Below are 24,981 nucleotides of genomic sequence, written 5' to 3'. Positions count from 1 at the left end.
TTTAAACTATAAATTTTATTTTTTCTTATAAGATAATTATAAAATTTGTTTTAAAAATTTAAACAGCTATAATACAGTCGTTTAATTTAAATTATTTTATCTCCCCAATCCCTCATGATATTTAAATAATAATCGTATTTTAGGGAAACCTATTTGAATAGCTAGCGCTATTGATTAGATCAATTTAAACTTAACAGACCAACATGATGAAAAGAACCGTTGCCATAGCATGTTTGCTAACCGCTTCGCTTTCTACAGGATTCGCGCAGACGTGGAAACCTGTAGCCGACAAGATCCTAAGCCCTTGGGCAGAACAAGTAACCCCTCAAAATGCACATCGAGAGTACCCCAGACCACAATTGGTTCGTCAGAACAATTGGCAGAACCTCAATGGACTTTGGAAATACAAGGTTAGTCCAAAAGATCAAAAAACCGCCCCAACTTCTTGGGATGGAGATATCTTGGTGCCTTTTGCCATAGAGTCTGCGCTTTCAGGGGTCGGAAAAAGAGTAAGTAAGGATGATGCGATATGGTACCACAACCAGATCACTATCGACAAGAAAGTGAACAAGGGCAAGGTGCTCCTGCATTTTGGCGCGGTGGATTGGCAATGTGACGTGTATTTGAATGGCCAACATGTCGGAAGCCATGAAGGTGGATTTGATGCCTTTTCCTTTGACATCAGTAAGGCAATCAAAAAATCGGGCAAACAGGATTTAACGATCCGTGTATGGGATCCAACCAGTGAAGGCCCTCAACCTAGAGGGAAACAGATCATCAATCCACATGGGATATGGTACACGCCTGTTTCAGGCATCTGGCAAACAGTGTGGTTGGAAAGTGTTCCTCAAACCTACATTGCATCTACCAAACAGACTCCTGATGTAGACCAAAAATCGTTAGCCATTCAGGCTGCAATCGAAGGCGCCCAGGCTACAGACGAAATTCTAATTGAAGCTTTTGATGGCGGTCAAAAAGTAGCGGAGGTAAAGGGTAGTCAAGCAGATCTGCATCAATTGAAATTGAATGACCTGAAACTATGGAGCCCATCTAGGCCTCACCTTTATGACCTACAGATTAAAGTGCTTCGAAAGGGTAAAGTGATAGATGAGGCAAAGAGCTACTTTGCAATGAGAAAGATCAGCAAAAAGAAAGATGCTCAAGGAATTGAGCGTATGTACTTAAATGATGAGTTCATCTTCCATTATGGTCCTTTGGACCAAGGATGGTGGCCTGATGGCCTACATACCCCTCCATCTGATGAGGCGTTGAAATTCGATATCGTTAAAACCAAGGAAATGGGTTTCAACATGATCCGGAAGCATATCAAAGTGGAACCGGCGCGTTGGTACAGACACTGCGACAGCCTGGGCATTATGGTTTGGCAGGATATGCCAAGCGGTGACCTCGGCGGTAATGTTTGGGATATGCAGCCCGGAAAGATCAGTAGTGCAAAACACGATAAAGATAGATCGCCTGAATCGGAAGCAATTTATAGAAAGGAATGGAAAAGTATCATGGCGCAATTGCATAATTACCCAAGTATCGTGATCTGGGTTCCTTTCAATGAGGCTTGGGGACAGTTCAAGACCAAGGAGATTGTGGATTGGACGATACAGAACGATCCATCAAGATTGGTGAATGGGGCATCGGGCGGTAACTTCAATGCACCTGGCCATATTTTGGATATCCATAATTACCCGGATGCGGCCATGCCTAGCCCAGAATTGTTCGGCGATAAATATATTTTGGCATTAGGAGAATTCGGAGGATTGGGCCTTCCGGTTGAAAACCATACCTGGCAACAGAAAGATAACTGGGGATACCAATCTTTTAAGAATGCAGATGAACTTAAGAAGCGATACAGTGGATTGGTAGATCATTTAACCAGGTTGATACCATTGGGATTGTCCGCAGCGGTATATACGCAGACCACTGATGTGGAAATTGAAACAAATGGTTTGATGACCTATGATAGGAAAGTGATCAAGATCCCTGTAACAGAATTGAATGGTATTCATCAAAAACTTTATAGTAAGGAATTGGTGAAATAAGCAGGTTGATTTATTAATGGAATTATAATGTTAACAATAATGTCATGCTGAGCGAAGTCGAAGCATCTGTACGGTTGTTTACGAACAGATGCTTCGACTACGCTCAGCATGACATTGAAAAAACCAAATCATCAACTACAAATACAGTCTCCGCATTGCTTTCCCACCCCAAAACACTACATCATTACCTCAGCACAGCCATTGTGTAACATCTACACCATAACCAAAATTCACAAGCCTCAAACACCAATACATCCACCTAACTACCAACAACATACCTCCTCCCATCACCTCAAAAACATCCCCAAATAAATCTGTAGTAGTGATGTATAAACATAAAATTTTAAAACAAAACCCTTACATCACATCTTTGTATTAAATCAGATAACCATTTTTAGTTCCAAATCTTTCGCCATGAAGAATCGCATACTAACTATAGCATTACTATTTTCGGGTTTGGGTAGTTTTTCCTGCCACAACCAAGTTCAGGAAAAACCTGTTGCATCAGCAGATACCACAACCCAATCGATTCCAAAAGAAGACAGCCTACTCAACAAAATACAATCACAGACCCTGCAATATTTTTGGGAAGGTGCAGAACCGAATTCCGGATTGGCCAGAGAACGAATCCATATCGATGGCGTCTATCCACAGAACGACCAACAGGTTGTGACCATCGGTGGAAGCGGATTCGGCATCATGGGATTGGTAGTAGGCATGGAACGTGGATTCATCAATAAAGAAGAAGGAACCCAAAGACTGGATAAAATCATGGATTTCCTAGGAAAGATCGAGCGTTTTCATGGCGCATGGTCACACTGGTACCATGGTGACACAGGTAAGGTCAAAGCATTTAGTGAAAAAGATAATGGTGGAGATATTGTAGAGACCGCTTTTTTGACCCAAGCCCTTATCGTGGTTCGGGAATATTTCAAAAATGGAAATGATCTACAAAAATCCATCGCCAAAAAGGCTGATGCCCTATGGAAGGAAATCAACTGGAAACATTATACCAATGGTCAGCATGTAATCTATTGGCATTGGAGCAAAACCCATGAATTTGGGATGAACCATGCTGTACAGGGATACGATGAATGTTTGATCACCTATATTCTTGCAGCCTCCTCACCTACACACCCTATTGATACTGCTGTTTATAACCAAGGTTGGGCTAGGAATGGGGCGATTAAAAGTGACCTTAAGAAATTTGACATCCCTATCAGCATCAAGCATAATGCTAAGCCTGGAGAAGTGGGGCCTCTATTTTGGGCACATTATTCCTTTATGGGACTAAACCCTAGCGATCTTCAAGATGCCTATGTGAACTACGGCGATGTGGTGAAGAACCATACTAAGATCAATATTGCGTATAGTGAGGCCAATCCGAAAGGTTATAAAGGTTATGGTGCGGACAAAGGCTGGGGATGGACCGCAAGCTATTCGATTGCAGGTTATGATGCCCATCATCCCGATAATGATAAATCGGTGATCAGCCCAACAGCAGCCCTATCGTCCATGCCTTATGCTCCTAAAGAATCAATTGCCTTCGCCAAATACCTATTCGATCAGCTTGGCAATAAGGTCTGGGGGAAATATGGCTTTTATGATGCCTATAGCGAAACAGAAAACTGGTATCCACAACGCTATTTGGCCATTGACCAAGGACCAATCGTAGTCATGATCGAAAATTACAGGACAGGATTGATCTGGGACCTATTCATGCAGGCGCCAGAAATTCAAAAAGGATTAAAAAAATTAGGCTTCAAAAGCCCGAACATAAAATAGCTTCACATAGCGTTCAATTAATAGCTTGACCCATGAACATATTGAAATCAACAAGTCTTGCCGTATTGATTTTTAGTACTTTAAATCTTTTCGGACAGGAAAAATCGAAAATGGATGCCTTTATCAACGAATTGATGGGGAAAATGACCGTGGAGGAGAAAATCGGGCAGCTCAATCTGGTTACCGGTGGTGAGGCGACTACCGGATCGGTGGTTTCCAGCAATGTAGAGAACAATATCAAAGCTGGAAAAATTGGCGGGATCTTTAGCATGTCCAGCCCGGAAAAGATCCGTAAGGCGCAGGAGTTAGCTATCAAGCATTCCCGCTTAAAAATCCCTATTATCTTCGGGATGGATGTTATTCACGGCTATAAAACGGTATTTCCGATCCCTTTGGGATTGGCCGCCACATGGGATATGCCCTTAATCCAACAGACTGCGCGCGTAGCGGCTGTCGAAGCAGCAGCGGATGGGATAAATTGGACATTCTCGCCCATGGTCGATATTTCGAGGGATGCCCGTTGGGGTAGGATTTCGGAGGGTAGCGGTGAAGATACCTACCTAAGCTCCAGGATCGCACGGGAAATGGTTATTGGTTATCAAGGTGATGATTTGGGTAAATACAATACGCTCATGGCCTGTGTAAAGCATTTTGCACTATATGGGGCAGCCGAAGCTGGAAGAGATTACCATACCACCGATATGAGCCTACATCGCATGTACAACGAATATCTCCCGCCTTATAAGGCAGCCTTAGATGCGGGTGCCCTGTCTGTCATGACTTCCTTTAACGACATCAATGGTGTGCCAGCTACCGCAAACAAATGGTTATTGACTGATCTTTTGCGGAAGGATTGGAAATTCGATGGTCTGGTGGTTACCGATTATACGGCCGTAAATGAGCTTATTGAGCATGGATTGGGGGATCTTCAACAGGTTTCTGCCCTATCCCTTAATGCCGGGGTGGATATGGATATGGTTGGTGAGGGTTTTCTGACCACCTTGAAAAAATCATTGGATGAAGGAAAAGTTTCCCTTACTGAAATCGATCGGGCCTGCCGCTATGTGTTGGAAGCCAAATATCGGTTGGGATTATTTGATGACCCATTCCGATATTGTAATGAAGGCAGGGCAAAGAAAGAGATCGGAAAAGCAGAACATCTCCGCTTGGCGCGTGAGGCTGCCGGAAAATCCTTTGTTCTATTGAAAAATGAAGGGCAGGTCTTACCGCTTAAAAAACAGGGAACGGTGGCTGTTATAGGTCCATTGGCCAATACTGGTGCGAATATGCCAGGGACTTGGAGTGTAAGTGCGGATCTGCAAAAAACGCTTTCCTTGGTTGATGGAATGAAGGCCGCATTAGGCAATAAGGTTAAGATTGTAAGTCATCTTGGCGCCAATCTTACTTCAGATGCTAAATTACAGGAACGATCGACGATGTTTGGAAGAACGATCCCTCGAGATGAACGGCCAGCGGAAACTGTTATCCAGGAAGCTTTGGAAGTAAGTAAGGGGGCAGATGTCATTGTTGCTGCATTGGGAGAAAGTTCGGAGATGAGTGGTGAAAGCTCTAGCAGGACGGATTTGAATATCCCTGATTCGCAGAGGAAATTATTGGAAGCTTTATTGAAAACCGGGAAACCTGTTGTTTTGGTATTGTTTGCAGGTAGACCATTGACTTTAACATGGGAGGATGAACATGTTCCAGCGATATTGAATGTTTGGTTTGGAGGAACAGAGACTGGTAAGGCTGTGGCGGATGTTTTGTTTGGAGATGTGAATCCTTCGGGGAAATTACCGGCAACTTTTCCGAGGAATGTTGGTCAGTTACCGATTTATTATAGTCAAAAGAATACGGGTAGACCTTTGGGAGAAGGGCAATGGTTCCAGAAGTTCAGAAGTAATTATTTGGATGTGGCCAATGATCCTTTATATCCTTTTGGGTATGGATTGAGTTATAGTAAATTTGATTATGGAAAACTTCAATTGGATAAGGATAAGTTTACTAAGGGTGAGGAGATTAGGGTGTCTGTAGAATTAAGTAATTCGGGGAATTTTGATGGGGAGGAAGTGGTGCAATTGTATGTTAGGGATATGGTTGGAGCTGTGACAAGACCAGTTAAGGAATTGAAGAATTTCCAGAAGGTTTTCTTGAAGAAGGGTGAGAAGAAAAAGATTGAGTTTGTGATTAAGGAAGAGGATTTGAAATTTTATAATCAAAATTTGGAGTTTGTTTCTGAGCCTGGAGCATTTAAGGTTTTTGTTGGTGGTAATGTTAGGGATGTACAGGAAGCAGATTTTGAGTTGATGGATTGATAACAGCGTCATTGCGAGGAGGCACGACGAAGCAATCTTCTTTCCCCGTCATTGCGAGGAGGCACGACGAAGCAATCTTTAGCCATGTCATGGTGAGCGCAGTCGAACCATCTGTTCGTATACAACCGTACAGATCCTTCGACTACGCTCAGGATGACAAAGGGAATGTTCAGGATGACAAGTTTAAAGATTGCTTCGTTCCTCGCAATGACGTATAGCACCTCGCAATGACGTAGAAAAAGATTGCTTCGTACCTCGCAATGACGATAAATCTACTCCGCGAAATAACTTACCTCAACAAATTTCTGCGTACTACTTCCCTCCGATTCTTCCAACTGAAACTCCTTCACCACCCCAGCAACAGTCAAAACTCCTTCCGGCAATTCCATCTCCGATTTCTCATGCGCCAATAAAACACCTGTACCATTCCCATCTTCCATCAATTCATAAACCGTATAAGTCTCCGAAATCGGGATCAACGTAAAAGTATCCACCACCGGAATCTGAATAAAACCAGTCACATACCCTGCTTCCTCAATTTTCCTTACTGTCCCCCTAATAATCACATTCGTAGAAATCTTATTATCGTTCAGGTTCCGCACTGAATGCAAGGTCTCCGCTTGGTACTTGGCATAGTTTTCTGAAAGCGTATCATCAAACCTTCCTTCCACTTCCAATTGCTCCCGTGATGATAATTTAGATAGCGCCAATTGCAGATACAGCACCGCTTTCTGCTTTTCAAACACTACACCGGCTAATTTCCCCACTTCCGAAGGAGAAATAATATCATCATCCGCACTGGTAAAAATATTGTAGAACTTACCGCCATTATCCAACAGATCAATTGCTTGGCTGGCACTTGTAAAAGGTTTAATCAATTCCATAGATATATCATTTTTGAATATCTAAATTTACCAATTATTTTTCTCTTTGCATATCCCAACGTTCCTCAAATACCGGAATATAATCCAGAAATTGAGAATCTTCATCCGCATACTTCTTAAGGATAGACACCCATTCGTCAAACTTCTTCCGATCCTTTACGTGGAAAAAACTCTGCACCATATTGATCGCCATTTCAGCTTTTTGATAGTTATCATTTGAAAGATCAATGCCTTTTAAATAAATCCGTTCTGCCTCTTTTAGGTTGTTCAAGTGTTTAAATGAAAACCCTAACTCCCTATAAAACCAAAAGTTATCTGGATCATTTTCGATAGCCTTATTCAAAACCACCACCGCTTTGTAAAAACTTCCGATATGGTTATAGGCATAGGCCAGCTCAAATTCAAGGCCTTCAAGATGGGGATCCTTCTCATAAACTTTCAACAGGATCGGCAATGCCAAATCACTTACGCCGGCCGCATTGTATGCCCTTCCTTTGGCTACCTGATATTTATCTGTTTTTTCGTTGACTTTATAAACAGACAACCAATTTGGTTCTTTGGGCAGCTTCAGCTCCTGCACCTGCTTATCAGATAATATAGCGACATCTACAGTCCTTGAATCCAGTCTTGATGCCATAATAGCATCCGTAATCGGATCCAATAAAACCAAGCCTTCCTCCTTATCTAGAACTGTTGCATGATGCCGAAAAGAAATCCCAGAAAGCTCATCTAAGTAAACAAATCCAATCAAATGCCTTTTAGGATTCCCAGTGCCTTCAAATACCACCCACTTATCCAATGCATCGTAAAACTTTTGATCAATGGACAACACTTGAGCATTTCCAAAAAATGCAGCAAAAACAAACGAAATGATTAATAAAAAGGTTTTCATCCAGACAATATTTTATTTCCAAGACCAGTTCAAATCTTCGATATAAGCAATCTGAAGATCTTCGGATAATTTATAGAAATAGTCGCCTACCGATTGAGAATCTACCTTCGATTTAGGAATGATAAATCCATGGCCTACATCGATCATCAGATATAACGCCTTTCCGGTTTCAATAATCTCCGTTAGTTCCTCATACCTAACCTTAGTCTCCTTCATACCATCAATTGAAAAAATATGATCATCCAGAAATTCCATGGTAACCATCTTATCTAAACTTTTACTCAGGTTAAGTTGGATATGCTTTTTAAAATGCTTGATATACTTTTTAGCTTCATAGCCAGGATAACTAAAAACCCACATCACTGCTATAGCAAGAAAGATATAAGCTCCTAATTGATAGCCTTTATATAAAAAGTAAGCACCGATTAATAGATAGATTACAGGAATTATCCATTTCGTTAACTGTCTCCTTTTTCTAATACTTTCTGTTTTGGATGCCACGTATAGATTAAAGTCCACGTAGTCCGCTTCACTAAGGGTAAATTCTTATTTCATATCGGCTTATCTAGCATGCTGTTTTTCTATTTACCTTAAAAGTACAGGTTTTATTGGTTTATAATGGCAGATTAGTCGAAAAACTCTGCTGGATATTGGACTACAGTTCTTGAAAACGCTGCTAATGCTCCAGGAAAAAGCTCCAATGCCATGCAGTTTTCTTCAGGTACATCAAATGGTAATTCAATGCCAAAATCTTTACATAATTGATAACCAAATCGGGGATAATAATCAGCATGGCCTAAAAGTATGACGGCCTTAAAGTTCAGACTTTTCGCCTTTCTATGGGCCGCTTCGATCAATGCTGCGCCAATTCCTTGGTTTTGGTATTCCGGATGTACAGCTACAGGCGCAAGAGCCAGAAACTGATCCACATTTTCAGGAATAATCACTGCCCCATCTTTAGGAACGAGTTTTATTTTTGTGAGCAAGATATAGCCTACAATTTTACCGTTCTGTTCTGCCACAAGAGATAGCTCTGGCACAAAGGCTTTAGATTTCCTTAATCTTTCGACCAAAAATTGCTCTTGATGGTCTGTATAGACCTCCTTTTCAAAAGCATCCTTTATTAGATGAAATACCTGATCAAAATCCTGCGGACTTTCTTGCTTTATTTCCATTTCGAAATCCATTTTTGCTCTACTTGGGAAACCTTTTTACTATCTGCCACATAGGCCGGATTTGGCATATACCAAGGTATTCGTTCATAATAACTTTTGAGATCCTTGTCTTGAAAAACAAATCCCCTCCTTGCAAAAGGCAAATTCCGAAAGATCTTCCGTTGAAGCGAAGAAATAGGCTCATCAATTGCCAATTTCTCTTGTTGATGAATGGAAAATGGCAAATAAAAATCGATTTCCTTATTATTCATGGATTGCAAATAGGTGTTTAGACTATAAATGAACAGTTCACCTTTTGGCTTAAAATTCTTTTTATGAAAGGTCAATGAGCCATCCTGCACATAAAATGTAACTGCATCCTTATCTTTAATGCCATTTGGAGAGCCTTTTACATCCTTCTTTTTACCAATTCCATTGATTTTCCAGTCTTCTTTATTCGTAAAAAAGGTTTTTTGAATATCAAACTCCTCGAAATCACCCATATCTACATTCAAGGTAAAATCATCTATTTGTTTATTTGCCCAACGATTAGCCGCTGTTAATACATATTCAAAATCATAGCGGTAATCAACACTACCCGATACATCAAATTTATAGGTATGCTTTACGATATTCTTTCCCTTTTTAAATTTCGCCTTAAAATGATAGACATAAAAGAAGTCCACATAATTTCCGGAAATATTACCCCCAAAAGTCTTCAGATCGATGCTTTTGATTTTCCCCTGTTGATTATAGAGTGAATCCGCCACATAGGAGACTTGATATTTCAGGTTATTCCCATTCATAGTTACCGTAAAATCATGCATGTATGGATGAAGTCCTTTTTTAGGAGCTCCATCAACATCACCTTGCGGAGACATGGCTTCAAAACCAACAATGATTTCTTTATCTGCACCGGGATTAAAAAACTCGTAATACACCGATACTTCAATAAATTGATTATTGATCTTTTTGATGTTAAGGATTTCCTTTTGAACGGATATATCAGTTTCCTGAATTGGAATCAACTGATTTCCAGAGGCAAAATAAGCACCATCATTCGCGTAGATAGTATTTTGACATAAAAGGATTAAAATAAATAATAGAAATTTTCTCATAATCATTATAAGGATGGTAGAAATAAACAATATTAGTGTACAATAATATCTTTTGCATTTTATTGATACTTTTTATCTAAATATTCTGTGTAATCATCTCTTATTTTTTTGTAATCCGTATCATTTGAAATACTTTTTCCAGTTGAAATACTTTTTACAAATGATGAAATCTCAAAGTCATCATTTTGTTCACGCGTTAATGAATCAAGATAATTTTCAATTAACTTAGATAAACTTACTTTATTTGTTGAAGCATATTTTTTCGCTCGCTCAATTACGTTTTTATTTAATTTTAGTGTTAATATAGAATCCATTATCTCCAATTTGGATAAATAAACATAGATAAATTATTCGGTCAATAAAGTTTGAGGTCATCATATTTTCTCCCCAGCAAAAAATTGATCGGTATTAATTGTAATCAGCGTAGATTTTCCTGTTGAAATCTTTGAATTTTCGACTATCAATTTATAAGTTTCCAAACTTTGTTTAGGCATTAAATTCGACCAAAAAAAGATAATGGTATTCTTTGTTTTGGGTTGAGGTAAGCTAAATTCATTAAAAATGAAATTCAAACCTTTATTACCTTTTATTTGAGCTGAAGTTTTAGGAATAAATTCATCGAACTTCCCATCATAATTCCAATCTAAAGATCCTCCAAAAGAACCTTTTGCATAACAATTTGCATGGAATGAAACCAGCGTGTCATTCGTATAATAATGAATTTGAAGGGGTTGTTTCAAATCATTTTTATAAAATTCACCAAAGCCTTCCACATAGGTAAGAAATTGTTCCTTTGAAATTGTTTTCGTGATAATATTTGGATTTAATTTTTTAAAATTCTTCTCGACCTGTTCAACTTTAGTGTTATCGAATTCTTTAATAGCCTCAATACCAGCTGCCTTATACATTATACTCTTGCACCCTGAAATTGTCACGAACAATATCAGGAATATAAAAATTAACCTTATAAATTTTAATGGATTTGACATCTATTAAATTTACCACAAATTTTTCATAACTTTCTATCTATAACGGCTTTTCTAATGACGAATGTACTTATATGAAATATTAAACATCATTCATAAAGACAGATTGCTAAAAGTTGGCTACGAGGCAAAACCATAGTGAAAGTATACTAAAAGTATGCAAAATGTATGCTTCATATACTCTTTCAGTACTTTAACCCTACTTTAAACATACTTAAAGCACGATTCTAACCTGAATTCAAACATATTTTGAATGGGTAGCATGGAAACCATGGCGAGAAAATGGATAATTATTGTTAAGCCTTCCAGAATCGAACCCCGCCTGCGCATGACCTGAACCCTCACAACGCAAAAAAACTCCAATCTTTCGATTGAAGCTTCTCCTGCGGGCTAGGAGGGAATCCTATCGAACACTTAATACCTATTTTTAACGATTTTGAGAATCTGAAAGTATAATTAATGAAAAAAAAATTAAACCTAAATTTTTAATCTCTTTTCAATCTCTGCGACTAAGGGCTTATTATTCTGAAAAATAAAATTAGTTGCTACGAGTTGTTCAAGTTTTAAAGCAGCTTGTTTCTTTGGGAGAACATTTGCTTCTACAAGCTTATCAAATATCCAAATCATACCGTGATATTCAATGTCCTTATTTTTAGCACAATTCCTTACGGTCTTATCGCTACTCAATACACAGGCATTTAGCATATTGGCAACGTGTAAAACGGATTTATCTGTTTCTGATAAAGATTTCGGATAGGGTTCTGATTGGATTTGAAGAAAATCTTCTTCTTTGAGATTATGGACAATAAGCCTATCAACGGATTGATAGGCTTTTAAAATTTGTTGTTGTTCAGAATATAATTCAAAATAAACTGAAGTCGTAGTATGTATGTCAATTTCAAGTTGAAAAAAATGCATTAACAAGACCTAAATCATAAAGATCTATAAAAATACAAGCATCCGTAATAGCTATTTTTAATTTCATTCTTCGGTGAGGTATTTGACATTTGGAGAATAATAATTAAAACATCGGTTGATGTTGTTTTTTAAATTCAGCCAAAGATTGATTAGATAATGAAGCTGCTTTTGACATTGAAATCTGATCTTCAATCAAAGCTCTAAATAATAATTGTTCAAAGCGATTACTCTCTTCAATCCCTTGATATTCTACAGGTTCGTCAACTTTCCAATTTTGTTGTCTAATTAAGAAGAAGAATTGTTTAGTATAATTTTCATTAATAATCCCACAAACTTTTGCTCTCATTACAATTGCTTGCATTGAGATGCCGTACTGTTTTTTAATATTACCCAATTCTAAAGTTGAAAGCTTAGTACGATGTTTTCCTAATTCTGCTATAATGGTTTCTTCAGGAAGTAGCATTGCACCTGCAAACTGATGACATAAAGTTTCTTTTTGTTTATCAGTCACATCACCCAATACTAAAAGCAAATGAGCCAACTCGTGAAGCAATGTAAAACGTATTCTATCTGGCTTATTGGCTTTTCTTTCATTGTAAGCTACAACCGGGATATAACCATTTACAAAAGTTTGTAAACCGTCAAAATCCTCATCGACATTCAGCTTTACTACTTTTATATTCTTATCTTCTAAAAGTTCAACGATGTTGAATATAGGACCAGTACCTAAAGACCATTTCTCTCTTAAAAGTTTTGCAGCTTTATTGACTTCTTCGTAAGAAGTAATTTCCCCAAAGTCTTTTAGTGGATTATCAAAACTATGTGGGAGCCCAATAATTTCTTCTAACTCTAAATAGCGTGAAAGATATTCTTTAGTAGTTTCATTGATAATTGCTACATCCTTTTGTGGCATTCGGCTAAGCTTTCTGTATTCAATATCACTAAACTCAACTTTAGTAGTTCTGAAAAAATAATCAGGACTGATATTAAGTGCTTTGCTAAGCATATTTATTTTTTCTGCATCAGGAATGACTTCTCCTTTTTCGTAACGATGCAACGCCTGACGAGATAAAGTTCCGCCTAAAGCATCAGCCAAATCCTGCAATGAGAAACCATTCATAAGACGGGCTGACTTAAATCTTTCCGCAAATATTGCTTTTGTTTCCATTGTATAAATTATTATGTACTGCAAAGGTAGTTATTATAGTTGACAAACGCAACTTATTACTGACATTTTGTAACACTAACTTGTAACTGTGACAAAAATTTATAACACCTTAACACTCTAAAAAAAGACATTATGTCACGAATAGTATGAAAACTAACCGGTTTACATAATTGGTTGACAAATTTGTTTTTTGGAATACATTTTGTAACTTTACATTTAAGTGCAAATAGGTGCATTTATAACTTTTTAAATATTATAAAAATGGGCAAGTACCAAATTAAAAGAACCAGTAATGGTCAATTTCGCTGGACATTGAAAGCGACAAATGGAGAAACACTTATAACAAGTGAAACTTATGTAAGTAAACTAGGTTGTCTTGATGGCGTGGCAAGCAGTAAAGTTTGTATAGCTGACAAAAATTTCGATAAGAAAACTTCGACTGCAGGTCAACCCTACTTTAATCAAGTAGCTAATAATTATCAGGTTTTAGGTACGAGTGAAATGTACTCCTCTTCCTCAGCTAGAGATAACGGTATTGATAGCGTAAAGCGTAACGCTCCTACTGCAACAATTGAAGATTTAACATAAATGCTTATGACGAAAATCTACAATTTAAAGAACCTACAGCCTGGAGACAGGCTGGTTCTACCTAAAAGCAATATAGGCTTTGTTTAACATCACGCTATTTACATAAGTAATGATGCTTACGGAAACAGACAATACATCGAAAATTTTATTGGAAAGGGAGTTCAAGTGACAAATGAAAACTACTTATTCAGAGATGGTTATCATTTAACAAGAATTGAACCTTTTACTGGCAATAATTTTCAACGTCGATTAGCTGTAAATCGTGCAATTTCACTAATTGGAATGCAATGTGATTTGGTCAATTTCAACTGTGAGCATTATGCCAATGCAGTTCAATATAATAAACCGTTTAGCAAGCAAGTGGGAAATGGATTAATCGCAACATTATTATTAGCAGTAATTGGTATCGAATTTAGTAAATTAAAATTAATAAAATGGATAAAAACAAACATTTAGATTCAGTTATTTCGACACATCAGATAACTAAAGAAGAAACACTTTTTGACAAATACGTTAAAAAGAAAAATGAAGTTAAAGAATCCTTGGAAGAAAACTACGGAAGCAATATCTATTCTCCGTTCAACTCGGGTTCGTATGCTAAGAACACCGCTATCAATACAAAATTTGATTTTGATTTGGTATCACCATTCAAACGTAATGCTTTTGGCTCGAACGGAACATTAAAAGAAATGTATGAAGACGTCTATGATTTTCTTTACGGGAAATACAAAGATGTTGCAGAGGTTAAAAAACAAAAAGTTTCAATTGGTTTGGATTTTTACGCTGACAGTGATGGAGACGTAATTAAAATTGATGTTGTTCCTGGTCGTGAGCTTTCTCAAGACCAATACAAGGAAGATGAAAATTTGAACTTGTATGTGTATTACAAATACGGAAATATTGATGCAGGCAGTGAACGAATTAAAACCAATGTTAAAGCTCAAATCAATAATATTAAAGACAGAGCTACGGCTGAAAAAGATTCGATAAGAAAAATTATACGTCTTTTAAAAGTTTGGAAAAACACCAAGTATAATTATCCTACCAAATCTTTCTTCTTGGAACTCATTACTATTAAAGCATTTGATTCTAAAAGTATTAACGGAAGTATTTGGGATAAACTCGAAACTGTCTTAGAATATATTAGGGACAATGTAACCAAAGAAAAATTTACACTAAAAGACCCTGGCAATAGTTCGAACGATCTAGCTGATACTTTGACTTCAACTGAAAAACAACAATTGTCGGATGATATGAAAAATATGCTTAAAAGAATTGAGGATAATGATGAGAACCTGAAAACGTATTTTCCTGAAAATCCTAAGTTTAAAAAAGAAGATACCAACAATAATCAATACAGAAAGAACAGTGGTATGCCAATTCCTCCACCGAAACTAAATTTTGGATAATTATAATGAGTCAAAGAGTAAATGAAATCAATACAGTAGTAGAAAGCATTCCCGATGTGAAAATTGTAAAGCCATTTGAGCAGAGCAGAATTGACATCGAGGGATGTATTGTTGTTTTTGTTGAAGGATTAGAGCAACCATTAGAATTCAAGGTTACTATTCATCCTCAATATCCGTTTAAAAGCCACGAAACAGAAACTATTAAGTTTTCTAATGATGATTTGATAGAGCATAAACACATTATGCAAAATGGAGCCATCTGTATTCATACAGCACATACTCCTGTTTTGTCACAAAAACTAATTTATGATATTGAATCTGTAAAGGCTTGGATTAAGAAATATTACATCAACAAAGATTCGGATACTCATTATGAACATTTAATTGTACCACAAAAAGCATTTAATGAAAACCATTTTGCTTACTTCTTCAATGAAGTAGATTATACTTTCCATAAAAATCAGTTTGGCTTTGTTGACTATTCCATAATGAACAATGGAGTCTTTCACAAAGAAAATATTCAGAGCAGTATTTTTCAGTCTTTCTTAAATAAGGATAGAAAAAAAATAGTAGATGTCGATTGGAATTTTCAACTTAAAAACCTGCCTCAAAACACAGGATTATTTATCTTCTTAAAAGATGCTCCAAGTAAAAATCAACGTTGGGTTTTTGATAGTTGGAAAGATTTTGAAGCTACATTGCCTCAAGATTTTTTGAAATTTCTACACAATGTTGAAGAAAGACTTGTTAAAGGGGAAGGGAAATGGCTTCCTTTATTTGTAGGGTATAATATTTCTGAAACAGAAATTCATTGGCAAGCGATTATATTGGAAATTGGTAATTTCCCTATTTACGGCGAAAAGATAAACAAACAATGGTTTACAAAAATTAAAGAAGATAAGTCTATAGACTGGGCGATGACAAGAAATTGCTCTTACAAGTACTTTTTTGGTAGAGGAAAACTAAGTGACCGAATAACAGAAAGTAAAATATTGATTATTGGTATCGGAGCTGTAGGGAGCATAATAGCTAAAACATTGGTAAGATGTGGCTGTCGAAAATTAGGCTTTATAGAATATGATGTAAAAGATCCAGAAAATGTTTGCAGGTCCGAATATTCTTTCTTTACAGGAGTTACCAATAAGACCAATGATTTGATAAACGAATTATGCTTGGTTTCTCCTTTCTTTGAACCTGTTGGTGGTGGATACGATTATTCTGAAGCGTTTGATTTTTTCATGAAATCACACTTGTCAGATACAAATATCAAAGCCGAAATGGAAAAGCATCTTAACAATTACGATATTATTATTGATTGCTCTGCCGACAATGACTTGCTTTACGTATTAAGTCAGTTAAATATAAATTCAACGCTTTTAAATCTTTCAATATCAAACCACGCAAAACATTTGGTCTGTGCTACTGAACATAATCGGTATGAATTTATATCATCCCAATTTGGTGGTAAAATTCTCAAATTTGATGTTGACGACTTACATAATCCTACAGGCTGTTGGAGTCCAACATTTAAAGCTTCTTATAATGAAATAAATGTTCTTGTACAGGCAGCGATAAAGCAGATAAATTTGAAGATTGAGCAAGAAAAAACACTAAGAAATTTTGTTATTGAAACAGATGATACCAATTGTTTCATAATTAATATAAAAGAATTTTGATTTTAAAAATAGAACAAATTGGGTTAAGTCTTGAAGTTGAGGATGAACTGCTAAATGAACTTCTGGAAATAGGTAAAACTCATTATCCTAATGAATTTGGTGGATTTTTGCTTGGGTATTACTCCGAAGACAATAAGCATTTGCATATTACAAATACAATACTTCCGAAGAAATATCAAGCATCGAAATATTCTTTTGAACGAAATACAAAAGGAATAGAAAATGAACTTGCAGAATTTTACGCAGAGAATCCGAGAAAGATTTACATTGGGGAATGGCATACTCATCCAGATAATAGTCATATCCCAAGTGCAACAGATATTTCTGCAATAAATACAATTATAAACAGCAAAAATACTTCCATCGCAAATCCAGTTTTACTGATAATAGGATATTCCAAGACAACGGTAGATTTTGGGTTTTACATTTCGTTTGAAAATAAATTATATAAATATGAAAAATAACATACTAAAAATTAATCTTTTAGGAATTCTGTTGTTTCTGTGCATTAATTTGTACGGTCAATCAGATAGTGTTAGATTAAAAACATTAGAAACAAAGGTTCAATTGATTGAAGATTATAAATCAAATATTGACCAATATTCAAAAATTGAATTAGAAAAACACAAAGTAGAACTTAAAGCAGATATTGATAAGGATTATGAAAATGTCAGAAATCTTTTTGGTTTAATTTTATTCATAGGTGTTCCTACTACACTTTATGGATTGTATGAAATGTTCTGGGGAACTAAGAAAAAAATAAAAAAAGCAATTGAGGAAAAGATAGAGAAAATTGTTGAATTGAAGAGAGAGGACATAATAAAACTTATAAATAATCAAGCGTACGATCGACAGATTAAAGCTAGTAAGAAAATTTTAATTCTAAGTGTAACTGAAGAAGCTCAAGATGACATTAAAAATACCACAGCCAATATGGGATTTAAAAATTTAATATTTAGACTTACTAATTCTACAACAGATTTACCAGAAAACGATTTGATTATAATTAACAACATTGATGGAGAATTTTCCCAAGAAAAAATCAGTGAAATTATTGACGAAAATAGTGATGAGGATACATTTTTTGTTGCCTACACTTCTAAACAAATCGATAGAAATCCGAGAATGAATTTTGCTAATTCTAAATTTACTTTATATCATTCCATTTTAACAACACTTGCATTTACTTCCTCAATTAGAGATATTGACTAATAAATTTCTATATCTTAAGCTTCTTCTTAGATAGAAAAATTAAGAGATAAATAGGGTGTCTACATTTTCAGACAACATATTTTTTTGTGTTTAGAAAGATTAGTGACTTTTTATCAGGGTACTGGGCAGAAGGCAATGTAGTGCTTATTTCCCTTTGTGTCAGATAATAGGAAATTGGTGTGTTCTTTTAATCTCGACCTTTATCTTTTAAATAAAAAGTTTATGGAAAAGCGAAAAGCAAAACCTATCAATTCAAAGAATGGGAGTAGTGCTGAAATCAATGAGTTTTATAACCAAATTGAGGAAGAGAAAGAAACTAAAATCTTAAATTAATTACAGATATTATTGTAAGAATAACCTTAGAAGATATTTATTCAAACAATTCCGATGAATAAATTATTTAACTAATAATCAGTAGTATCAGTATTCAAAAGCGATTTAGCGAAAGGTATTCGAACTCTAAATGTCTGATATATAAGTGTATATATTTTCTTAGAAAAATATATATATTTTCATGATGTAATTATTTGTTAACCAGTAAAATAGAGGTTCCTCAGAAGAGATTGAGGGATTAGTTCAGCCCCACAATTCCCGCGCACAAACCCTGAACTATCCCTTGTTGGGGGTGGCTTAAAATAAAACAAAGCCGCTCGCTACGCTCCCGGTTTTGTTGTTTCTGGATCTTTTGCTCAAACAAGTTTGGCAAAAGCCCAGAAACAACAAAACCCGACTAACGTCGGGCTTTGTTTTTTTCAGCGGAGAGTGAGGGATTCGAACCCCCGAACCTGTGACAGTTAACGGTTTTCAAGACCGCCGTGTTTTAATCGATGTTTCAGAAAACTGAGACAAAACAATGACGGTTAAATACACTATTCCTACAATCTTACAAGGTAAGAAGAGGAAAACAAAGCAGATGCAAGCTAATGAAAAATGGTATGTTGAATTCTATTACAACAATAAAAGATTTAGGAAATCGAAGGGATTTAATAGATTGAAAGATTACAACGAAAAACTTAGAGCATTTTCAGATCTCAGGATTGAATATGAACAGTTACTCATTTCAGGGAAATTTCAAATGGTAGAAAATAACATTACAGTACCCCCTGTAATTACATGTGCTGTTGATTCCTTCATTCAATATCAAAAAGATAAGGGAAACCGACTTAAGACCATCCAGAGCTACTCGAGCAAACTAAAATACCTGAAAATAAAATATGGACAACATTTGGTTACCGAAATCTATTCTTTCGATGTTGAAATGTTACTGTTGGATCTTGGTAAAAATTGGTCTCCCAAAACATTTAACAATGCAAAAGCCATTTTTTACAACTTTTTTGAATATTGTATTTTTAATAGGTTCGTCCAAGATAATCCAGTAAAAGGCATAAGGTCAAGATATGTTCCAAAAACTGAAAGAAATAGAGTTTTTAACGATAGGGACTTCAGTCTTATTATGGATGAGGTTAAAAGTGACAGGATGCTTGAATTATTTATAAAATCCATTTATTATACCTGCATAAGACCGCGAGAATTAATGCAGTTACAGATTAAGAACATTGATTTTAGAAAAAACCTAATCTTTATACCAGCCAACATCAGTAAGAATAAAAGAGATGGATATGTCAGCATCTGTGAAAACTACAGATATGAATTGCGAAATTTTATTGGAATTGAACCTACTTTTTTTCTGTTCAGTAATGATTGCAATATTTTTGGTGAAACACCCTTTAATGTAAATAGACCTTATAAACGCTTTGTAAAAATTCTAGAAAGACTGAATTTGAAGAACAAAGGTTATACACTTTATAGTTTTAAGCACTATTCCAATGTCAAAAAATATCTTTCAGGTTGGAGCCTTGCTGAAATAATGAAAGCAAACCGGCACTCTTCAATTGAACAGACGGAAACCTACCTAAAGGATCTCACTGAATTTGTGGACATTCAACATAAGAATATTCCTAAAATATAATCAAAAAGCCCTAGATCATTGGTTTGATCGGGCTTTTTTCGTTCATTTACAATTATGTCGGAGATCAAATACACCTTCCAATCAATGTTCGTGAATTTAAGGGATATGGATGAGGATTTTCAGAAGTTATTTTACTTCATTCAATCCATACCTATCAATAAAAAATCCAGTCTGTACCAGACTGAAAACGAAAACGAACTATCTGAAAGATACAATCTTTTCAATAAGGAAATAGATCTCGAACTACTTATTGGTTACACAGACGATAAAATCATTCCTGATTTTGATTTTATTAATCTATTAAAAGAAGTCTTTCCAGATGACGACATATTGGAATGTCTAGTATTTTTTCAGGATTTACTTGTTATGGTACACCTTTTAACTCAACATCTTTGGAATCCTATCTATTCATTAAATTCCAGTGCTAGAACTAAATTTGAAATCGAGGGAATCAAGGATTTTGATGATAAAGGCCAATCCATCAATGAGAAGAAGAAAAAAATCATCCTTACTGATGATTATGTTCCAAACAATTGTATTGATCGAATTGATGAAATGATTCTATTAGCAAGAGCAATTGAAATGAAGGGCTTAACGGTTCGGTTTTCAAATTCGGAGTTAATTAAAGACGGATCTAAACCCTTTGCCCTGAAATATAATGTAAATGAATCCTTAGTTTCAGAAATAGCTCTTAAGGTTTATGATGAATGGTTATTAAATAACAAAATGAGGCCATGTAATGACGATAATGAATCTAAAAGAATTGAAAAGGAGGTTAATTTTGACCATGCAACATATCAATCCTATCTCTTCCTTTTAATTCACGAAGGGATTCCACCTTCTTTTAGCACTGAATATTTGCAGGAGTTGAAAAGGGTTGCAATGGGTTACCAGCTTGAAGGGCGAGTCCCAGCGATAAACCTTTTTTTGAAATTCACGGCAGAAATGATGATAAATTATATAAACAAGAATACTTCAAGTGATTTTTTAGAACAGGATAAATTTAAATTGATATACACTGCTTTCGTACTCAACGGATTGTTAAATCACAAATTTGATTTTAGGGATTCAGATGGTTTCGACGAGAAGAAAAGACTTTTTGTCCGAGACCTATTAAGGGATTAAAATTATTTCCCTGATTTTCAGCGCGGGGGAATGTTCTCATTTTTGAATTTCTGTCCCTAGATTGGCTTATATGCACTTTTACATCGTTATCCAATGAAGGATAACATAAATAAATTTTATATGAGTCAAATCATAGATTGCTCCAATTTATTTGTTGAGCAGAATTCCCAATACGGAATTGGGACAGCAGAAGAAATCAGTAAAGATGTACATTCCTTTACTGAAATTGAATCTACCAATTTAAATATCGCTCTAGGATGGCTAGCTAATGAATTTAGGGTAACAATTTCCCCTACCCCTAAGATGGATAGGAACGGTGTTCCATATTATTGGATTGGACGTGGCACTGAAAAGGCCTCTACCGGTATTAAAATTCCAGTGAAACCATGGATAAAAAGACTACTTGAATTTATATTGGAAGGTCAAAAGGTAAACGTTAGTCTAGAGGAGCTCGTAACGGTGGCTGACTCGCTTATCGAACAGAAATCTGAAAACAGATCTGGGGTACAGGATTCGGAAAATTCGGTTTTGCACAACACAGACTCTGATTCTAAAAATTAGTCCTTAAAGGGGAAGAAAGTCTTCTTCCCCTTAATTCACCCATTCATTTTTAATTAAAACAGATCATGAAGAAATTTCATATACCTATTTCTTTGCCCCAAAAATTCAATGAGGTAATGCCATTAATCCCATCCAACTCACTATTTTTCAAGAATATAACCAATATCGGTGCTACCTTTTGCGAGATTGAGAACCAAACACGTCCCTCATTGATAATTGAACCTAATACCCCTGTAATTATAGGTAAAGCAAGGCAACATGACAATGTAATTGCAGTATATGCGAAAATTACTTTGGAAGATATCACAAGACAGATAAATCGAATTAGGTCGTCAGGTAAAATGGTTAAGATCATGTGTACCCCCGAGAGCTACACCAAAGCTGTAAGGGCTTTGAAATTTGCAGGATTCGATGTATATAATGATGTTTTCTGTCTATTTGACGAGTGTGAAAAACTTGCTAAGGATGTACATTACAGAGAGGATATTATCATGCCTTTAGATTACTTCTTCAAATTCAAAAATAAGGCTTTCATCTCCGCAACGGCTATGGAGCCCAGCGACCCAAGGTTCAATAGCTTTGATCGGTATTATTTAGTCCCGACAGAGTCAATTGCTGTTCCGATACAGCTCTATCCAACCAACAACACTCTGTTCACCTTAGGAGACCTGCTGAAAGCAAGGGGAGAACGCCATTTTATATTTTTGAACAGCATATACAGTATTGTTGGTTTTATCAACATCCTAAAACTTCCAGAAGAAGAAGTTTCTATTTTCGCGTCCTCGAAGGCTTCCGAACGATTAAAGCTTCAAGGTTTTAAAAATGTACATGATAAGATTGACGAGAATAGATTCACCAAATATAATTTCTTTACCTCTCGCTATTTCTCGGCGGTGGACATCTATGTAAATTATGATGTCAACATATATATCATTACAGATGTGCTATTGGCTTCATTTACTGCAATAGACCCCAAAACCGATGCCGTTCAGATCCATGGGAGATTTAGGAATAAGCAATATAAAAGAAATCTGTATTCAATATTTTCGGTGAGCCAGAATTTCGACGTTCTGTCAGAAAATGAACTTGAATTCCAAGAATTCTTGATTGTGGAACTACATAAGATCATTCAAACCTATATGCTGACCTTAAATAACGAAGGATCAAAGATTCAGTTGATAAATATCTTCAAGGCATTCCCTTTTGGGAAGTTTATCGACACCAAGGGAAACATAAACTATTACATGAAGGACAACATTTACTATCTGAATAAAGTAAAGAGGCTATATACCGATTATGATCTAGTTATCAATTCTTACAGGGATGCCAAAGCTGAAGAAACCGACCTACCATACTTTTCTATTGAGTTCATGCGTTTACATGAGCACTCCTTATCTATGGCTGAAATGTCCATAGTTAATTCGAAATATAGTTTCAATTCTTTTGTTACCAGTTTTATGGAAGCCATGGATAATATAAATGGAAGGCTCATCAATGAACCAAATAATGAAAGATTATTGGGTCAATTGGACAATCTAAAGCAGAACTTTCCTGAATTGTTCAAGGTATATGATTTTGAAAGAAAAGCTGGACTAGACGTTTTACAGTTCTGCAAATCTAAAAAGGAATTGACATTTCTTTCCATTGAATATGGCATCAGGTTATTATCAAGTAATAATCCGTTAATTGAAGAGATAAAACTTGAGTTTCCAAAGGGAGACTTTATCCCTGAAGGGGATTTGGTGGATAGATTCAGTTCAATCCTAAATTCTCACGACACAACCTTGATTGCTTCAAAAGCCAACTTGGAAAGGTTTCTTAAACTGAGTAAGAGGACGACAAGGAACAAGAAAAAAGGTTACATAATTCAAGATTATTTGTTATAGGTATCCTTGCAATTGGACACGATTTTAATACCCTATAGGGTAACATTTTTCTGTCCAAATTTTCATATAACTGAATGTTCAACTTTATTATCCACTCTCATTACAGGGGTAATCTTACATTTAAGATTGCCCCTATAAAGGCTGTGGATTGATCGGACATTTGTAATAGCAACCGGTACATTTGATATTTATTTGATTTTCAATTGGTTATTGTTATTCAATTTAAACATGATTAGTCAAATGGTTTATTTACAGTTATTTATTAAATATAAGCCCCCCCTATAAAGGCTGTGGATGTGTCTCTTTCATATCTATGGATTCATAAAAAAGCCCCCTCCCTCACATTACAGGGGGTATCTTTCCCTTGAAGGGTGTCTATAAACACCCCCCACGACTGTGCTGATATAAAAATCAAATTCATTTTACCAACATCAGCATGAAAAATCTATTAAACGTATCAGAAATCAAAGTGGAATTTAAACCTAAATTCAAGCTTTCTCAATGTCCCACGGTTTCAAAATCAAACGAAGCTTATGACGTTTTGATTCAGGTCTGGGATAAAGGCCTAATGTCATTCCTTGAAGAGTTCAAGATAATACTGCTAAACAACGCAAATAGGGTTCTGGGAGTTGTTGACATAGCAATGGGAGGTAAGGACTTTGTACCAGTTGACATGAAGGTCATCTTCTCCATAGCTCTGAAAGCTTCTGCTTCAAAGATTATTTTGGCGCATAACCATCCTTCGGAAAAGTTAAAAGCAAGCTCACATGATATTGCAATCACAAAAAAAGCGGTTGAATGTGGAAAGCTTTTGGATATAGAGGTCTGCGATCATCTACTGATGTCATCGGATTCCTACATGAGTTTAAGAGATGAAGGATATTTCTAAACGAATATGAATAATTCTTATCTTTGAAAAAGTAAAAATATTAAAGAAATTAAGCGTTAGCTTGAAGTTCTTGTGAAAGAGAAAACCTAGGAAATTTTCAATTTGCACAACAAGGACGGATAAGGTAACGTTCTACGCCATATATGAGCGTGGGACGTGCCTATCTGTTTGTTTGTGCAGGGTTCTCCTAGGTACCTCTCTCAGCAACAGCTCTAGGTTACGTCCCACGCTTTCTATTTATTAACCTTTCGAAATGGGACTCTTCGAACCTTTATTAAAATTTTATGAAAAAGTTATTAATGCTCCTATTTCTCTCAATTATCATTTTCATTTCATCCTGTTCAGTCAAATACAGGATCGGGATGAGCGAATCAGAATTCATTCAACTAAAT

23 protein-coding genes and 1 tRNA gene are annotated in these 24,981 nt (G+C 35.9%); 14 read left to right on the top strand and 10 right to left on the bottom strand.

The annotated features are described in order from the left end of the window. The first annotated feature begins 203 nt into the window (after positions 1-203). The 3 genes from CRJ00_RS14580 (at position 204) to bglX (ending at position 6,154) form a co-directional block, all read left to right on the top strand. A complete protein-coding gene (locus CRJ00_RS14580; RefSeq protein WP_306473112.1) occupies positions 204-2,054 on the top strand; it encodes a glycoside hydrolase family 2 protein in 1,851 nt (616 codons plus the stop codon). A 414-nt stretch (positions 2,055-2,468) separates the two neighbouring features. Continuing rightward, complete coding sequence (locus CRJ00_RS14575; RefSeq protein ID WP_099367489.1) at positions 2,469-3,839, top strand: glucoamylase family protein; 1,371 nt, start codon at positions 2,469-2,471, stop codon at positions 3,837-3,839. Between the two features lie 32 nt (positions 3,840-3,871). Then, positions 3,872-6,154, top strand: coding sequence for a beta-glucosidase BglX (bglX, locus tag CRJ00_RS14570; RefSeq protein WP_099367488.1), 2,283 nt, complete (start codon positions 3,872-3,874; stop codon positions 6,152-6,154). Positions 6,155-6,426: 272 nt separating this feature from the next. Here bglX and CRJ00_RS14565 read toward each other — a convergent pair whose 3' ends face one another. The 9 genes from CRJ00_RS14565 to CRJ00_RS14525 form a co-directional block, all read right to left on the bottom strand. Continuing rightward, entirely contained in the window at positions 6,427-7,038 is a 612-nt protein-coding gene (locus tag CRJ00_RS14565) for a hypothetical protein (protein ID WP_099367487.1), read from the bottom strand. Between the two features lie 34 nt (positions 7,039-7,072). Continuing rightward, positions 7,073-7,930 carry a tetratricopeptide repeat protein gene (locus CRJ00_RS14560; protein WP_099367486.1) on the bottom strand — a complete coding sequence of 286 codons (858 nt, stop codon included), beginning with the start codon at positions 7,928-7,930 and terminating at the stop codon, positions 7,073-7,075. 12 nt (positions 7,931-7,942) lie between these two features. Beyond that, positions 7,943-8,449, bottom strand: coding sequence for a YcxB family protein (locus CRJ00_RS14555; RefSeq protein WP_144038168.1), 507 nt, complete (start codon positions 8,447-8,449; stop codon positions 7,943-7,945). A gap of 107 nt (positions 8,450-8,556) precedes the next feature. After that, positions 8,557-9,105, bottom strand: coding sequence for a GNAT family N-acetyltransferase (locus tag CRJ00_RS14550; protein ID WP_099367561.1), 549 nt, complete (start codon positions 9,103-9,105; stop codon positions 8,557-8,559). After that, the gene (locus CRJ00_RS14545; RefSeq protein ID WP_099367484.1) at positions 9,096-10,202 is read right to left on the bottom strand and encodes a YARHG domain-containing protein; all 1,107 of its coding nucleotides are present in this window, start codon (positions 10,200-10,202) and stop codon (positions 9,096-9,098) included. The genes CRJ00_RS14550 and CRJ00_RS14545 overlap by 10 nt, the downstream gene beginning before the upstream one ends. Before the next feature lie 59 nt (positions 10,203-10,261). After that, entirely contained in the window at positions 10,262-10,516 is a 255-nt protein-coding gene (locus CRJ00_RS14540) for a DUF6364 family protein (protein ID WP_099367483.1), read from the bottom strand. 60 nt (positions 10,517-10,576) lie between these two features. Then, the gene (locus CRJ00_RS14535; protein ID WP_099367482.1) at positions 10,577-11,110 is read right to left on the bottom strand and encodes a hypothetical protein; all 534 of its coding nucleotides are present in this window, start codon (positions 11,108-11,110) and stop codon (positions 10,577-10,579) included. Between the two features lie 555 nt (positions 11,111-11,665). Next, a complete protein-coding gene (locus CRJ00_RS14530; protein ID WP_257213800.1) occupies positions 11,666-12,106 on the bottom strand; it encodes a hypothetical protein in 441 nt (146 codons plus the stop codon). Positions 12,107-12,209: 103 nt separating this feature from the next. Beyond that, on the bottom strand, positions 12,210-13,274 hold the full coding sequence (locus CRJ00_RS14525) for a helix-turn-helix domain-containing protein (RefSeq protein WP_099367481.1): 1,065 nt from the start codon (positions 13,272-13,274) through the stop codon (positions 12,210-12,212). Positions 13,275-13,535: 261 nt separating this feature from the next. On the opposite strand from CRJ00_RS14525, the gene CRJ00_RS14520 reads away from it, so the two are divergent. The 6 genes from CRJ00_RS14520 to CRJ00_RS14495 all read left to right on the top strand — a co-directional run bounded on the left by CRJ00_RS14520 (position 13,536) and on the right by CRJ00_RS14495 (position 18,159). After that, positions 13,536-13,862 (top strand): YegP family protein, encoded by a 327-nt coding sequence (locus CRJ00_RS14520; protein WP_099367480.1) that lies wholly within the window; start codon positions 13,536-13,538, stop codon positions 13,860-13,862. Positions 13,863-14,027: 165 nt separating this feature from the next. Continuing rightward, on the top strand, positions 14,028-14,318 hold the full coding sequence (locus CRJ00_RS14515) for a hypothetical protein (protein ID WP_099367479.1): 291 nt from the start codon (positions 14,028-14,030) through the stop codon (positions 14,316-14,318). Beyond that, positions 14,297-15,271 carry a nucleotidyltransferase gene (locus tag CRJ00_RS18845; protein WP_099367478.1) on the top strand — a complete coding sequence of 325 codons (975 nt, stop codon included), beginning with the start codon at positions 14,297-14,299 and terminating at the stop codon, positions 15,269-15,271. Before CRJ00_RS14515 ends, CRJ00_RS18845 begins: the two co-directional genes overlap by 22 nt. A 5-nt stretch (positions 15,272-15,276) precedes the next feature. Further along, positions 15,277-16,947 (top strand): ThiF family adenylyltransferase, encoded by a 1,671-nt coding sequence (locus CRJ00_RS14505; RefSeq protein ID WP_099367477.1) that lies wholly within the window; start codon positions 15,277-15,279, stop codon positions 16,945-16,947. Next, positions 16,944-17,411 (top strand): Mov34/MPN/PAD-1 family protein, encoded by a 468-nt coding sequence (locus CRJ00_RS14500; protein ID WP_099367476.1) that lies wholly within the window; start codon positions 16,944-16,946, stop codon positions 17,409-17,411. The genes CRJ00_RS14505 and CRJ00_RS14500 overlap by 4 nt, the downstream gene beginning before the upstream one ends. Then, positions 17,401-18,159: an NARF domain-containing protein gene (locus CRJ00_RS14495; RefSeq protein ID WP_099367475.1), complete on the top strand. Its 759-nt coding sequence runs from the start codon at positions 17,401-17,403 to the stop codon at positions 18,157-18,159. The genes CRJ00_RS14500 and CRJ00_RS14495 overlap by 11 nt, the downstream gene beginning before the upstream one ends. 756 nt (positions 18,160-18,915) lie before the next feature. Here CRJ00_RS14495 and CRJ00_RS18840 read toward each other — a convergent pair. Next, positions 18,916-19,035 (bottom strand) — tRNA-Ser (locus CRJ00_RS18840). Between CRJ00_RS18840 and CRJ00_RS14490 the strand changes: the two genes are divergently transcribed. From CRJ00_RS14490 to CRJ00_RS14470, 5 genes are all read left to right on the top strand, one after another. Beyond that, entirely contained in the window at positions 19,013-20,128 is a 1,116-nt protein-coding gene (locus CRJ00_RS14490; protein WP_099367474.1) for a tyrosine-type recombinase/integrase, read from the top strand. The two genes, CRJ00_RS18840 and CRJ00_RS14490, sit on opposite strands and share 23 nt — an antisense overlap. A gap of 54 nt (positions 20,129-20,182) precedes the next feature. Next, a complete protein-coding gene (locus tag CRJ00_RS14485) occupies positions 20,183-21,253 on the top strand; it encodes a hypothetical protein (protein ID WP_099367473.1) in 1,071 nt (356 codons plus the stop codon). Between the two features lie 120 nt (positions 21,254-21,373). Then, positions 21,374-21,814, top strand: coding sequence for a hypothetical protein (locus CRJ00_RS14480; RefSeq protein WP_144038166.1), 441 nt, complete (start codon positions 21,374-21,376; stop codon positions 21,812-21,814). A 65-nt stretch (positions 21,815-21,879) separates the two neighbouring features. Then, positions 21,880-23,700 carry a hypothetical protein gene (locus tag CRJ00_RS14475; RefSeq protein ID WP_099367471.1) on the top strand — a complete coding sequence of 607 codons (1,821 nt, stop codon included), beginning with the start codon at positions 21,880-21,882 and terminating at the stop codon, positions 23,698-23,700. A gap of 436 nt (positions 23,701-24,136) precedes the next feature. Next, positions 24,137-24,589 carry a JAB domain-containing protein gene (locus CRJ00_RS14470; RefSeq protein WP_099367470.1) on the top strand — a complete coding sequence of 151 codons (453 nt, stop codon included), beginning with the start codon at positions 24,137-24,139 and terminating at the stop codon, positions 24,587-24,589. Positions 24,590-24,981 lie beyond the last annotated feature (392 nt).

The sequence above is a fragment of the Sphingobacterium sp. 1.A.4 genome, from assembly GCF_002734245.1.
In the GTDB taxonomy this organism is placed as follows: Bacteria; Bacteroidota; Bacteroidia; order Sphingobacteriales; family Sphingobacteriaceae; genus Sphingobacterium; species Sphingobacterium tenebrionis.
Note: the sequence above shows the minus strand (reverse complement) of the source record. Positions and strands in the feature narration are given on the sequence as shown.

Coding starts and splice junctions, on each gene's coding strand:
- CRJ00_RS14550 (WP_099367561.1), bottom strand. CDS start 9,105: ATGGAAATAAAGCAAGAAAGTCCGCAGGATTTTGATCAGGTATTTCAT.
- CRJ00_RS14520 (WP_099367480.1), top strand. CDS start 13,536: ATGGGCAAGTACCAAATTAAAAGAACCAGTAATGGTCAATTTCGCTGG.
- CRJ00_RS14490 (WP_099367474.1), top strand. CDS start 19,013: ATGACGGTTAAATACACTATTCCTACAATCTTACAAGGTAAGAAGAGG.
- bglX (WP_099367488.1), top strand. CDS start 3,872: ATGAACATATTGAAATCAACAAGTCTTGCCGTATTGATTTTTAGTACT.
- CRJ00_RS14525 (WP_099367481.1), bottom strand. CDS start 13,274: ATGGAAACAAAAGCAATATTTGCGGAAAGATTTAAGTCAGCCCGTCTT.
- CRJ00_RS18845 (WP_099367478.1), top strand. CDS start 14,297: ATGGATAAAAACAAACATTTAGATTCAGTTATTTCGACACATCAGATA.
- CRJ00_RS14565 (WP_099367487.1), bottom strand. CDS start 7,038: ATGGAATTGATTAAACCTTTTACAAGTGCCAGCCAAGCAATTGATCTG.
- CRJ00_RS14480 (WP_144038166.1), top strand. CDS start 21,374: ATGAGTCAAATCATAGATTGCTCCAATTTATTTGTTGAGCAGAATTCC.
- CRJ00_RS14575 (WP_099367489.1), top strand. CDS start 2,469: ATGAAGAATCGCATACTAACTATAGCATTACTATTTTCGGGTTTGGGT.
- CRJ00_RS14475 (WP_099367471.1), top strand. CDS start 21,880: ATGAAGAAATTTCATATACCTATTTCTTTGCCCCAAAAATTCAATGAG.
- CRJ00_RS14530 (WP_257213800.1), bottom strand. CDS start 12,106: ATGCATTTTTTTCAACTTGAAATTGACATACATACTACGACTTCAGTT.
- CRJ00_RS14485 (WP_099367473.1), top strand. CDS start 20,183: ATGTCGGAGATCAAATACACCTTCCAATCAATGTTCGTGAATTTAAGG.
- CRJ00_RS14580 (WP_306473112.1), top strand. CDS start 204: ATGATGAAAAGAACCGTTGCCATAGCATGTTTGCTAACCGCTTCGCTT.
- CRJ00_RS14535 (WP_099367482.1), bottom strand. CDS start 11,110: ATGTATAAGGCAGCTGGTATTGAGGCTATTAAAGAATTCGATAACACT.
- CRJ00_RS14560 (WP_099367486.1), bottom strand. CDS start 7,930: ATGAAAACCTTTTTATTAATCATTTCGTTTGTTTTTGCTGCATTTTTT.
- CRJ00_RS14545 (WP_099367484.1), bottom strand. CDS start 10,202: ATGAGAAAATTTCTATTATTTATTTTAATCCTTTTATGTCAAAATACT.
- CRJ00_RS14505 (WP_099367477.1), top strand. CDS start 15,277: ATGAGTCAAAGAGTAAATGAAATCAATACAGTAGTAGAAAGCATTCCC.
- CRJ00_RS14470 (WP_099367470.1), top strand. CDS start 24,137: ATGAAAAATCTATTAAACGTATCAGAAATCAAAGTGGAATTTAAACCT.
- CRJ00_RS14495 (WP_099367475.1), top strand. CDS start 17,401: ATGAAAAATAACATACTAAAAATTAATCTTTTAGGAATTCTGTTGTTT.
- CRJ00_RS14540 (WP_099367483.1), bottom strand. CDS start 10,516: ATGGATTCTATATTAACACTAAAATTAAATAAAAACGTAATTGAGCGA.